Here is a 12,338-nt window from a genome sequence, read left to right as displayed (position 1 = left end):
GGTGATCGTCCTCCGGGTGGTGGCGGAATGTGCGCGTACTTCTTCGTATTCCTATCTCAATTCCGGTCACCGGCAATCGGTGGGCGGGCGTTCGGGGATGTTGTTCTCCGTCGGTTCGTCGGTACGCGGGTTGGTGTTCACCCACGCCATGCAACGTGCACTGGCCAACCGAGGGAGTCGAATGTCAGGCCGGATCCGCCGTACCGTTATCGTCGCCGCTGTCGGTTTCGCCGCAGCGGTGGTTCCGTTTCTGGCCGCCGAACCGGCGTCCGCGCACGGCTTTTCGTCGACTGTGTACGCGGAAATATCGGCGGGAGATGAGGGTCACATTCGAACGGCGGTGGAGCTCGAATACGACCTCCTCGTCGTCTCCGCCGCGGATGCCGGCCACGACGACCCGCTCTTCCAGGCCGGAACCGCGGCGTTCGAGGCGGGCGACCCCGCCGCCCAGGCCGTCGCCCTGAAGGGCCACGCGTCGACGGTCCTCGGCTACGTCTCCGACCGGTTCTCGGTGAGCTCCCGGGGTGTGGCCTGCCGGCCGACCCTGGTGGGTGACGCGACCATCGACGCGCGCGAGGGTGTGCCGTACGCGGACCTGCTGCTCGACTGGGCCTGCCCCGAGCGGGTCGACGAGCACGTGGTGCGCAGTGGCCTCTTCCCGGACGGTGAGGGCTACGTCAAGGGCACGAAGACGATCGTCACCTACGAGATCGACGGCCGTTCGGGCAGCGCGGCCCTCGACGCCGCCAACCCGTCCTTCTCGACCGCGCAGGCCTGGTACCAGCGGTTCGGCGAGTTCTTCGTCCTGGGCGCCGAGCACCTGCTGAGCGGTATCGACCACATCCTGTTCCTGCTGGCGCTCATCGCCGGGTCGCGGCGGCTCCGGGAGATCGTGCTCGCGGCCACCAGCTTCACACTGGCGCACTCGGTGACGTTCATGCTCGCCGCGCTCGGCCTGGTCGAGGTGCCGGGGGCGATCGTGGAGCCGATCATCGCGTTGTCGATCGCCGTCGTCGCCGGCTGGCACCTGTGGGGTATCTGGCGTCGCGGTGAGCACGCGACCGACCTGGAGACCGCCGGGGGCGGTCACTTCAGCCTGGACCGGGCCGGTTGGATCCGCCTTGGCGTGGTGTTCTGCTTCGGTCTCGTGCACGGCCTGGGCTTCGCTGGCGCGTTGGGCATCGACGAGGCGTGGTCGTGGACCCTGCTGTGGTCCCTGCTGGTGTTCAACATCGGCATCGAAGTCGTTCAGTTGACGATTATCGCGGTCGTCTTCCCGCTGCTGTTCGTGCTGCGGCGGCGTGCGCCGAAAGCCGGCCTCTGGGCGACCGGGGCCGTTTCTGCGGGCGTGTCCTTTATGGGGTTGATCTGGTTTGTGCAGCGCATTTCCGGATCATGAGTAGGGCTAAGTAGTTCGTGAAGTGCAGTCTTTCGCAAGATCACGTTCACGGCCGGTTCATCGGGCAGCGAAAGCGTGGATTTGCTTCCCCAGCGTCGGGTGAAGGCACATCCATTTCTCTATTTGAAAAGGGAACAATGTCGATGACATTGAGCACCTCGTCACGGGCTTCCGCGCTCGTACGGCGTCGCCTGGTCGCCGGGGTCGCAGCCGGCTTCCTGGGCATGGGCGCGGCTCTCGGTAGTGGCCTGATGGCCACCGCGAGCGCGGCCGAGTCCACCACGATCACCGGTGTGGTCCTCGGCGTCGGCGCCAACGAGACCCAGCGCATCGTGAGCTGGTACTCCTCCGCCGACACCGCGCAGAAGATCCAGCTCGCCCCGACCGCCGAGATCGTCAACGGCGAGTTCCCGGCCGGCGCCGTCAGCTTCGACGCCGTTGGTGCGGCGAACACCTCCACCACCGGGTTCAACCGGCACGCCACGATCAGCAACCTGCGCGAGAACACGGCGTACTCGTACCGGGTCGGCGCCGAGGGCAGCTGGTCCCCGGCGTACTCCTTCAAGACGCGGGACTTCGAGGGTGACTTCGACTTCCTGTTCTTCGGTGACCCGCAGATCGGCGCCTCCGGTGACGTCGCGAAGGACCAGGCCGGGTGGGCGGAGACCCTGAAGGTCTCCACCGCGGCGAACCCGAACGCCGAACTGCTGGTCTCCGGCGGCGACCACGTCGAGTCCGCGAACAACGAGGCTCAGTGGGACGCGTACCTCGCCCCGGACCAGCTGCGGCAGTACCCGACGGCTGCCACCATCGGTAACCACGATGTCGGCGGCAAGTCCTGGGAGCAGCACCACTTCACCCCGAACACCGACCGCTCGGCCCAGTACTACGCCGGTGACCAGGCGACCCGTTCCGGCGGCGACTACTGGTACATCTACAAGGACGTGCTGTTCATCGACATCAACAGCAACAGCTACGTCAACCCGGCTGACGGCTCGCCCGGTGGCGACGCGGCGCACGTCGCGTACATCTCCGACGTGGTCAAGAAGCACGGATCCGAGGCGAAGTGGAAGGTGCTGGTCTACCACCACGCCATCTACTCGGCGGCGAGCCACTCCACCGACGCGGACAACAAGAACCGCCGGAAGGACTTCACGACCGCCTTCTCCGACCTCGGCATCGACATGGTGCTGCAGGGTCACGACCACGTCTACACCCGCAGCTACTCCATCAAGAACGGTCAGAAGGAGAACCCGGCCGAGAAGCCGGGTGCGGCCGACGTGTTCCCCGGTCCGGGCGGCGTCATCTACGTGACCGCCAACTCGGCCTCCGGCTCGAAGTACTACGACATCAAGAAGCCGGACGGCTCCGGCACCGGCGTCGAGGGACTCGGCCCGGACCCGCTCAACCCGAGCAACTACTGGTTCAACTCGGCGCAGAACCAGGAGCACGTCCGCAGCTACGTCAAGGTGCAGGTCAAGGCCGACAAGCTGGTGCTCCAGAACATCCGCAGTGGCACCTGTGCGGCGCCGAACGCGGCCGTCGAGAAGGGCGTCTCCTGCGTCAACACCCCCGAGGGCCAGCCGGTCGGCTCGATCGTTGACAACACGACCATCCACCCCTACCACGGTGACGGCCAGGCCATCCAGGTCAACGTGCCGAACCCGGCTCCGGGCGAGTTCGGCTGGACGATCGACGGCTACAACGGTCTGGTCGACCTGGGTACCGCGCAGGAGCGCAACGGCACCTACTTCCAGGCCAACGGCAAGATCAACCCGATCCTCGTGTCGGACAGCCGCCGTTCGCTGGCCCCGTGGTCGATCTCGGCCAACGTCGGCGACTTCTCCGACGCCGACAAGAAGTTCTCCGGCTCCTACCTCGGTTGGAGCCCGTACGTGCTCGACGCCGGAGCGGGCGCCGAGGCCGGTGCCCCGGTCCTGTCGTCCTACGACGACCAGGGCAAGGGCCTCTCGGTCTCCAGCGCCCTCGCCGCCGCCGCGCAGGGTCACCCGCGTGGCGGCGCGAAGCTCGGCGCCGACCTGGATCTGAAGATCCCGGACAGCATCGCGAAGGGTAGCTACCGCACCACCCTCACGATCACCGCGCTGAGCAGCTGACCGAACAGTTCCCTGGGCGGGGTAGGCACCTTCGGGTGTCTACCCCGCCACCCATTTGCCATCCGTCCAAGATCACCTCAAGGAACCGACATGTACCCGTCCGTCACGCACTGGAAGACACTCCTCCGTACGACCGCACTGTCCCTGCTCGCTGTCGTCGCGGCAGTCGGCGTCGGCGCCGGCCCCGCCCGGGCGGCGGACGGTGACGTCGCCTGGACGGTCCGGACGGCGTCCAACGGTTACGGCGAGGCCCGGTCCAGCTACAGCTACAACGTCAACCCGGGTGGGGCCGTCGAGGACGCCATGGTCGTGGCCAACCGCGGCGCGGCCCCGCTGACCCTCTCCGTGTACGCGGCCGACGGCTTCACCACCGACGCCGGCCAGCTCGACCTGCTCACCAAGGACAAGAAGTCCACGGCGGTCGGCGCCTGGGTGAAGCCGAACGCCGGCAGCGTCGTGATCCAGCCCGGAAAGACCGCCCAGGTCCCGTTCACGGTCAGCGTTCCGGAGAACGCCACGCCCGGGGACTACGTCGGCGGCATCCTCACCACCCTGACCCAGGCCGACCAGGCGGAGGGGATCAATGTCGACCGGCGCCTCGGTATCCGGATCAAGTTGCGGGTCGGCGGCGAGCTGAAGCCGAACCTCGCAATCGAGGACCTGCACGTCACGTACGCCGGCTCGGCCAACCCGTTCGCCAAGGGCGACGCCATCATCACCTACAAGGTCCACAACGTCGGCAACGCCGCCCTTTCCGGCAAGCAGGAGGTGACGGTCTCGGGTCCGTTCGGCCTGCTGCGGGTACGGGCCGGCGACGTCGCCGCGCCGCCGGAGCTGCTGCCCGGTGAGAGCTGGAACGTGTCGGTGCCGGTACACGGGGTGGCGCCCACGATCTCGCTGGCCGCCAGCGCGACGCTCACCCCGCTGCTCACCGACGTCTCGGGCTCCACCACCCCGCTCAAGCCGGTCCAGGCCACCGCGCACGGCTGGGCCCTGCCCTGGACGCTGGTGCTGGCCCTCGTCGTGCTGATCGCCGTGCTCGTCGGGGCGTACCTGTACCGGCGCCGCAACCGGGCGCTGAGCAAGGCGCGCGAGGACGCTCGCGTCCGCGACGCCGTCGAGCAGGCGCTTCGTGGCCCGGAGCCGCAGACCTCCTGATCGCCGCGCCCGCCCCACGAGGTTCGGCGGGCGTACGCGTTCGTCCTTGTGGGTGAACGGCCCTCAGCTCCGGAGCACGCCTGTTTCCGAGCCGGCATGCTGCGACGGTGACGCCGGCACGGAGAGGGAATCCACATGGTTGACGGGGATGTGCCAGAGCGGATGCAGGCCGCGGCCTTCGACGAGTTCGGCGGGCCGGAGGTGATCACCCTGCGGAAGCTGCCGATCCCGCAGGTCGCCGACGACGAAGTGCTGATCAAGGTGTGGAGCGCCGGCGTCGGGGTGTGGGACGCGTACGAGCGGGAGGGTGTGCTGGTGCCGGAGGGCTCCGCACTGCCGATCGTGCCCGGCTCCGACGGCGCCGGGACCGTCATCGCGGCCGGCAGCAAGGTGACCAGCCTGGCGGTGGGCGACCTGGTCTACGTCTCCGCCACCACCCGGCCCAAGGGCGGCCTCTACGCCGAGTACGCGTCGGTCAAGGCGGAGTACGCGGCGAAGGTGCCCGACGGTGTGCCGGCCGAGCATGCCGGTGCCATGCCCACCGACGCGCTGACCGCACTGGCCGGCCTCGACACCGTCAGCCTGTCGGCCGGCGACTGGTTGCTGATCTTCGGAGCGAGCGGCGGCCAGGGCCACCTGGCCGTGCAGTTGGCGAAGCGGCAGGGCCTCAACGTCGTCGCCGTGGCCTCCGGGGCAGAGGGTGTCGCGCTGGTGACCCGGCTCGGCGCCGACGTGTCGGTCGACGGTCACGGCGACATGACCGAGGTGCTGGCCCGGATCCGGGACGCGGCACCGGGCGGGGTCAACGCCATCCTGGCGATGGCCGGCGGGTCGACGCTGGACCGGCTCACCGAGGCGCTGGCCGACGGTGGGGTGGTCGCGTACGCCCACGGGGTGCGGCCGGAGCCGCAGGAACGCCCGGGCGTCACGGTCCGCGCGTACGACGGCGAATCGAGCCCCCGACAGTTGCAACGCCTCAACGAACTCATCGAGGCGGGGCCGTTCGTGGTGCACGTCGCCGAGACGTTCCCCCTGGGCAAGGTGCGGGACGCGCACCAGCGCCTACAGACCTCCTACGCCGGCAAGCTCCTGCTGACGGTGGCCTGAGAGGTCAGGACGTGCGCTGTTGCGGTACGCGTACCGATGCCATGCCGGCCGCCGTCGCGGCCTGGATGCCCAGGTCGGTGTCCTCGAAGACCAGGCAGGACTCCGGGGGTACGCCGAGCTGCCGCGCCGCGAGCAGGAACGCCTCCGGGTCGGGCTTGGCCCGGGTGTAGTCGTCGGCGCAGACCAGCACGTCGAACCGGTCCAGCAGGCCCAGCGCGTCCAGGGAGGCGGTGACCGACGCGCGGGTGCTGCCGGAGACCACGGCGAACGGAACCCGCCGATGCGCGTCGTGGATGTGCGCCAACACCTCCGGCACTGCGGCGAGCTGCGGCAACAACTCCTGGTAGTAGCTCTCCCGGCGCTCGACGACGGCAGCCACCGGCATGGCCAGACCCTGCTGCTCGTTCAGGGCCACGATGATGTCGGCGGTGGGCCGCCCACCCCAGGCGTAGAAGAGGTCCTCCGGGAACTCGCAGCCCCACTCCGCGAGGGCCCGCTGCCAGGCCACGTAGTGCAGCGGCATCGAGTCGACGATGGTGCCGTCGCAGTCGAACAGGTACGCGGCGAACGGCCCGGGAGGCAGCGGCAGACTCACCCGGGAAGGGTACAGCTCACCGGCTCGTGACAGCCTTCAGCTGGCTGAGCAGGTACGCGCGCTCCGGTTCGGTGCCGACCAACGTCAACGCGCTGCGGTACGCGGCCGCGGCCTCGTCGTACCGGCCGAGTCGGCGCAGCAGGTCGGCCCGCGCCGCCGGATAGGGATGGTGGCCGCGCAGGCGCGGATCGTCGGCCAACTCGTCGAGCAGCGCCAGCCCCGCCTCCGGCCCGTCCCGCATGGCCACCGCGGCGGCCCGGTTCAGCGCGACGACCGGCGAGGGCACCAGGCCGAGCAGCACGTCGTACAGCGCCACCACCTGCGGCCAGTCGGTGCTGGCCACGTCGGGAGCCTCGTCGTGCAGCGCGGCGATGGCGGCCTGCACCGCGTACGGCCCGGGCGCCCGGCCGGTCAGCGCGACCACCACCAGGCCGCGCCCCTCCTCGATCATCTGATGGTCCCAGCGCCCCCGATCCTGGTCGTCGAGCAGGATCATGGCCCCGTCCGGCCCGGTGCGGGCGTCGCGCCGGGCATGGACGAGCAGCATCAGGCCGAGCAGCCCGGCGGCCTCCCGCTCGGCCGGCAGCAGCCGGCGCAGAATCCGGCCCAACCGGATGGCCTCCTCGGCCAGGTCGATCCGCTGCAGATCCGGGCCGGAGCTGGCCGCGTACCCCTCAGTGAAGATCGAGTAGACGGCCTGGAGCACCGTGGGCAGACGGCCGGGCAGCTCGTCGTCGCCCGGCACCCGGAACGGGATGCGGGCGTCACGGATCTTCCGTTTGGCGCGGACGAGCCGCTGGGCCATGGTGGCGGGCGGCACCAGGAAGGCCCGCGCGACCTCGGCGGTGGTGAGGCCGGCCAGGAACCGCAGGGTGAGTGCGGCACGGTCCGGCGCGGCCAGGGCCGGATGGGCGCAGGTGAAGAAGAGCGCCAGCCGGTCGTCGGGCAGGTCACGGTCCGCGTCGGCGGGCGGGGCGTGATCGGCCCGCTCGGCCTCCGCCCGGAGTACGGCGAGCCGGGTGGCCAGCACCCGGTCGCGACGCAACCGGTCCACGGCCCGACGCCGGGCGGTGGTGAGCAGCCAGGCGCCCGGCCGGCTCGGGACGCCGTCGGTCGGCCAGTGTGTCAGCGCCGCCTCGATGGCCTCGGAGGCGACCTCCTCGGCCAGGTCGAGGTCGCCGAAGCGGCGCACGAGCGAGGCGAGCAGTCGGCCGCGTTCCTCCCGGAACACGGCCTCCACCGACGATCCGACGGCCGCCCCTTGATCCGGCACGCTCAGACCTGCACGTCGATCTCGGCGATCGGACGGACCTGGACCGATCCGGGGCCGGTCGCCCCGGGGCTGCGGGCGGCCCACTCCAGCGCGGCGTCGAGGTCCGGCACGTCGATGACGTCGTACCCACCGAGCAGCTCACGGGTCTCGGCGAACGGCCCGTCGGTGATCGTGCGCTCGCCACTGGCGCCCACCTGCACTGTCGTACAGGTGGTCAGGTCCTGTAGCGGATGCCCGGAGACCCAGACACCGGCGTCCTTCATCTCCCGGTCGTAGCGGATCCAGTCCTCGAAGCTGCACCCGTTGTCCACGACCTCTCCGTCGACCATGGGACTCATGAACAGCAGCATGTACTTCACGTTTCGGCTCCTCTCGGTGCGGCGGTGTCGCCGTACAGCATGACGACGAACGGTGACCGCGGATATCGACACGGTCCGGCAGCTTTTCCTGCCCGGCTCCGCTCACCGCAGGCGCGGCCGCGCTGGGTCGGCTCGTTCGTCGCGTCGGTCCATCCGTCGCTCGAACCAGGTCACGCCGATCAGGAAGGCGGTCAGCAGGGTGAGCGCCGCCAGTGGCGGCAGGGACCGGCCGATCGGCAGCAGGGGCAGCGGCAGCAGCGCGGCGACGACCTGCGTCGGGACCACCGTGCCGACGGTCAGCCGTCGGAAGACCAGCCTGCTGAGCAGGTAGAGGGCGGTGCCGCCGTAGAGCGCTGTCGCTGCCTCCCAACCGAGGCGACCCGGATGCGCCGACTCCCCGGTGAGGTGGGCGATCACCTCCTCGATGCCGAGCGCCACGTAGATCGCGCCGATGATCAGCGTGGAGTGCCCGAGGCCGTACGCGTCGCCGGCCACGCTGGCCCGTCGCTCACCCGGCACGTTGCTGACGGCCTCCCGGGCGTTGGGCGCCAGCCGATCGAAGTAGAGCCACCACAGGCAGACCGTGCTGGTGAGGCCGAGCAGTGCGGCCAGTAGCGCGGGGCCGACCGGGGCCATCGCCCGGGGGCCCGCGCCGGCGGAGATCAGGGACTCACCCAGCGCGATGATGAGCACCAGGCCGTACCGCTCGGTGAAGTGGTCCACGCTGCGCAGTTGCCACGGCCGGAAGGCGGACGCGATCCGGGCACCGCCGATGTTCAGCAGAAACGCCACCGTCCAGAGCGCCGTCTGGGCCGCACCGCCGAGCAGGGCACCGAGGATCAGGGGAACCCAGCCCAGCACCACCGGCACCGTGAAGAACCGCAGCGTCGAGCGCAGCGCAGGGTTCGTGGCACTCGCCCAGAACAGAATCACCAGCTGCACGGCCCGGCCGACCGCGTAGGCCAGCGCGAGAGTCAGCGGCGCGTCGAACAGCTCCGGGCTCTGCTGCCACGCGTCCGGCAACACCAGCGCGGCCACGAAGACCGCCGCCATCGCGACCAGAGTGGCGGCGCGGACCGGGCCGACGTCCGGCCGGACCAGGTTTCCCACCCAGATGTACGGCGACCAGGAGTAGAGCAGCAGAAGCAGCAGGAGCAGTCCCTGGGCCAGGGTGAGCGCGCCCGGCGACTCCGCCATGAACGTGATGACCCGGGTGAGTGCGAAGACGAAGACCAGGTCGAAGAAGATCTCGAACATCGTGGTCCGGTGCGTGACCGCCGTGGCCACCGGACGGATGTCGGAGATCCTCCTCATCCTGGCATTCTGCGCTATTTCGCTCGACGCCTGGTCCGGTCTCCTCGCTCAGCGCCGTCCGGCGTCAGGTCGCCGCGTCCGCCCGGCGTCGGCTGCGCTCAGCCCGCCGCCGCACCTGCTGGTAAGCGCCGGTCAGCCCCATCGCCCGGCGCACCTCGAGCACTGTCTGGCGTACCTCCTCGCGGGTCCGTTCCGTGCCCTCGACGATCAGCCGGTCGACCAGACCCCGGTCAGCTTCGATCTCGGCCCGACGCTGCCGGATCGGCGCCAGGAACCCCTCCAGCGCGACGACCAGCCGTTCCTTGACCTCCACGTCGCCCACCCGCCCGGCCCGGTAACGCCGGGCCAGGTCGGCGACCTCGTCGCGGTCCGGATTGAAAACCTCGTGGTACGCGAACACCGGGTTGCCCTCCACAGTGCCTGGCACGTCGGCCCGCACCCGGTTCGGGTCGGTGTACATGCCGAGCACCTTGCGACGCACCGTCGCCGCGTCGTCGGAAAGCGCGATGGTGTTGCCCCGGCTTTTGCTCATCTTGGCCGCGCCGTCGGTGCCCACCAGGCTCGGCGTGTCCGCCGGGATCAGCTCGGGCACCGGGAAGACCGGTCCGTACAGGTGGTTGAACCGCCGGGCGATCTCCCTGGTCACCTCGACGTGGGCGGCGTTGTCCCGGCCGACCGGGACCACCTCCCCCTTGACGCAGAGGATGTCCGCGGCCTGGAGCACCGGGTAACCCAGCAGCCCGTACGGCATCTCCTCCTTGCCGGCGTCGCGGGCCATGTCCTTGAGCGAGGGCACCCGTTCCAACCGGGGAACGGTCACCAGGTTCTGCAGGAGGGTGTTGAGATCGCCGACCTCGGGGATGGCCGACTGGAGGTAGAAGGTTGCCCGGTTCGGATCGACCCCGGCGGCGAGGATGTCGGTCACCATCTCGCGGGCGTTGCCGGAGACCTGGTCGATGTCCTCGCGGCGGTTGCGAGTGGTGAGCATGTGCAGGTCGGCGATGATGAAGAAGCTCTCGTAACGCTGGTGCAGCCGTACCCGGTTGGCGATGCTGCCGACGTAGTGGCCGAGGTGCAGGCGGCCGGTGGGCCGGTCGCCGGTGAGCATTCGTGCGACGGACATGGTGGTGCCTCTCGTTATCCGAAGGTGGGTCACGCACGGGCGCGCGCCGACCAGGGCTGGCTCAGCCCTGCTCGGTCAGCGGAATCGACTCAGCGAGTCGTCCGCCATCGCGCGCCGGCGCGGAACCGCAGACCACCGGCACGGAGGACATTCAGAAGTTGCTCACGGCCGTCACCGGAGCTGGTCGGGATCTGGGGCACGGCACCGAGGTCGAGGCCGTCGACCAGGTCGACAGCCTCGGATGCGCAGTTGCCAGTCCGGACCACGGCCTCAGATTACCCGTGGAATGGCGCCGGGAGGGGGGAGGTAGCTGTCGGCGTAGTAGGTGCCGAGGCGCTCCCGGTACTCCGGGTCGGCCGAATCCGGATCGAACGGTGGTGCGTCCTTGATCTGCTGTCGGGTCCGATCGACGTGCACGACACGTTCCTGGTGATCCACCCGCGTCACCGTCCCGGCCGGCAGCAGCACCTTCTGACCGAAGATCCACGGCCCGGTGTCCACCACCAGGTGCGCGGCGTCCGCCGCGTCGCTCGCCTCGTCGATGGTGCCGATGCGCCCATCGCCCGCCTGCACCTGATAGCCCACCAGGTCGACCGGGGTGCCCGGGCCGGGCGCGTCCGGGCCGTCGTGCCCACCCTGATCCTGCCCAGGGGTGACCGAGGGGGTGGTCTGTGTGTAGCCGCCGGCCAGGGCGGACGGGTCACGCCAGGCCCAGGGGTTGAAGGTCGAGGGTTGCATGGGGCACCTCCACTGGACGGTCCTCAGCTGTCCCCCTTCGCAGTGCCCAGCCCGTCCCGGCCGGAAACAGTCGGCGCCCCGCGCCGGCCGCGCCCGCCCGGGTAGGTCAGCGCGTTCGCGTTGCCGACGGCGGCCCGCTGAGCAGGTGCGCTGGCATACTCGGCTGCCATGGTGCTGTCGCGAGGGTGGAGTCTCTTCCTGGTCGGAGTCGGCGTCTGGACCTGGGTGATCTGGCCGAGGTTCGCGGTGGCCATCTGGCAGGACCCGCGGTCCTGGGCGTCCGGAACGGTGGCCGACGGCGCGGCCACCAACTTCCTGTGGGTGCACGCGTTGCTGATCGCCGCGTCGCTGGCGATCGGCACCACCGCCGGCGTTCTCGGCATCCGGGCCTGGCTGGCCACCCGGCGGCGGCGGACGTCCTGATTCCTCTCGCCGCTCGCGCCGATCAGGCGCCCCCGCTGGCCGGGGTGACGCCGTAGAGCGGGAGCACTTACGCCACGGCCGGTGTCGGCACGGTCCTGACCTGGGGAAACGGTTCAGGCGCGCGAATGTGACGCGCACCGCTACCCGTGGATTTGACGATCAAACCCGCAGACGCGTAACTTTCTCTCTGCCAGCGCGGAACGGGGCAAACGGGACGAAAGTTCTGGAGCACCGGAACGGGGTGGCAACCGGGTCGAGCAGGGGTTCACTCCTGCGGGACACGGTCCGGGCGGGGCTCGCCGGATTGGCCGTGAGGCGGATTTGGTGCGGCGAAGCCGACCGGGTAAGGTTCACGACCGGCAGGGAACCGGGCGAGACTGCGGGACACCGCAGCGGCCGGTCTGCCGAATCCGACGACCTGACGCAGCGGTTCGCTGCTGCGTGAGTGCGCCGGCGCTGACCCGTACGAAGCATGACAGACCGGGACACACGGTTTGACACGGCCAAGACGGTGAGGTAACGTAGTAAAAGTGCCCGGCGCGAGAGCGGCGGGGACACGGAACGAAAAGCCCCGGTTGGGGTTCCACTGAGGTGGGGCTGCGGCTGGTGTGTGGTTGTTCTTTGAGAACTCAACAGGGTGCTTGTAAAGCCAGTGCCAATGATGATTTATACCCCGGACTGGTCAGTTTTTGCTGGCTGGTTGGGATTCCTTTGGCAACAATTTGTTTGTTG

At 69.8% G+C, this 12,338-nt stretch carries 11 protein-coding genes; 5 read left to right on the top strand and 6 right to left on the bottom strand.

Annotated features, from left to right (window positions below; all coding sequences use genetic code 11):
* Position 1: 1 nt before the first annotated feature.
* From QSK15_RS32280 to QSK15_RS32265, 4 genes are all read left to right on the top strand, one after another.
* Positions 2 to 1,399, top strand: a complete 1,398-nt coding sequence (locus tag QSK15_RS32280; RefSeq protein ID WP_285797825.1) for a HupE/UreJ family protein — start codon at positions 2 to 4, stop codon at positions 1,397 to 1,399.
* Positions 1,400 to 1,542: 143 nt separating this feature from the next.
* A complete protein-coding gene (locus tag QSK15_RS32275) occupies positions 1,543 to 3,516 on the top strand; it encodes a purple acid phosphatase family protein (protein WP_285797824.1) in 1,974 nt (657 codons plus the stop codon).
* Positions 3,517 to 3,606: 90 nt separating this feature from the next.
* A complete protein-coding gene (locus QSK15_RS32270) occupies positions 3,607 to 4,674 on the top strand; it encodes a COG1361 family protein (protein WP_285797823.1) in 1,068 nt (355 codons plus the stop codon).
* A gap of 135 nt (positions 4,675 to 4,809) precedes the next feature.
* Complete coding sequence (locus tag QSK15_RS32265) at positions 4,810 to 5,781, top strand: NADP-dependent oxidoreductase (protein ID WP_285797822.1); 972 nt, start codon at positions 4,810 to 4,812, stop codon at positions 5,779 to 5,781.
* 4 nt (positions 5,782 to 5,785) lie between these two features.
* Here QSK15_RS32265 and QSK15_RS32260 read toward each other — a convergent pair whose 3' ends face one another.
* From QSK15_RS32260 to QSK15_RS32235, 6 genes are all read right to left on the bottom strand, one after another.
* Positions 5,786 to 6,376: an HAD family hydrolase gene (locus tag QSK15_RS32260; RefSeq protein ID WP_285797821.1), complete on the bottom strand. Its 591-nt coding sequence runs from the start codon at positions 6,374 to 6,376 to the stop codon at positions 5,786 to 5,788.
* A 16-nt stretch (positions 6,377 to 6,392) separates the two neighbouring features.
* Positions 6,393 to 7,616: an RNA polymerase sigma factor gene (locus QSK15_RS32255; protein ID WP_285797820.1), complete on the bottom strand. Its 1,224-nt coding sequence runs from the start codon at positions 7,614 to 7,616 to the stop codon at positions 6,393 to 6,395.
* Positions 7,617 to 7,651: 35 nt separating this feature from the next.
* A complete protein-coding gene (locus QSK15_RS32250; RefSeq protein ID WP_285797846.1) occupies positions 7,652 to 7,999 on the bottom strand; it encodes a YciI family protein in 348 nt (115 codons plus the stop codon).
* Positions 8,000 to 8,110: 111 nt separating this feature from the next.
* The gene (locus QSK15_RS32245) at positions 8,111 to 9,322 is read right to left on the bottom strand and encodes a low temperature requirement protein A (protein WP_285797819.1); all 1,212 of its coding nucleotides are present in this window, start codon (positions 9,320 to 9,322) and stop codon (positions 8,111 to 8,113) included.
* A 64-nt stretch (positions 9,323 to 9,386) separates the two neighbouring features.
* The gene (trpS, locus tag QSK15_RS32240) at positions 9,387 to 10,445 is read right to left on the bottom strand and encodes a tryptophan--tRNA ligase (RefSeq protein WP_285797818.1); all 1,059 of its coding nucleotides are present in this window, start codon (positions 10,443 to 10,445) and stop codon (positions 9,387 to 9,389) included.
* A gap of 270 nt (positions 10,446 to 10,715) precedes the next feature.
* Entirely contained in the window at positions 10,716 to 11,183 is a 468-nt protein-coding gene (locus tag QSK15_RS32235; protein WP_285797817.1) for a PRC-barrel domain containing protein, read from the bottom strand.
* A gap of 168 nt (positions 11,184 to 11,351) precedes the next feature.
* On the opposite strand from QSK15_RS32235, the gene QSK15_RS32230 reads away from it, so the two are divergent.
* The gene (locus QSK15_RS32230) at positions 11,352 to 11,606 is read left to right on the top strand and encodes an SCO4848 family membrane protein (protein ID WP_285797816.1); all 255 of its coding nucleotides are present in this window, start codon (positions 11,352 to 11,354) and stop codon (positions 11,604 to 11,606) included.
* Positions 11,607 to 12,338 lie beyond the last annotated feature (732 nt).

The organism is Micromonospora sp. NBRC 107095 (genome assembly GCF_030269705.1).
In the GTDB taxonomy this organism is placed as follows: Bacteria; Actinomycetota; Actinomycetes; order Mycobacteriales; family Micromonosporaceae; genus Micromonospora; species Micromonospora parva.
Note: the sequence above shows the minus strand (reverse complement) of the source record. Positions and strands in the feature narration are given on the sequence as shown.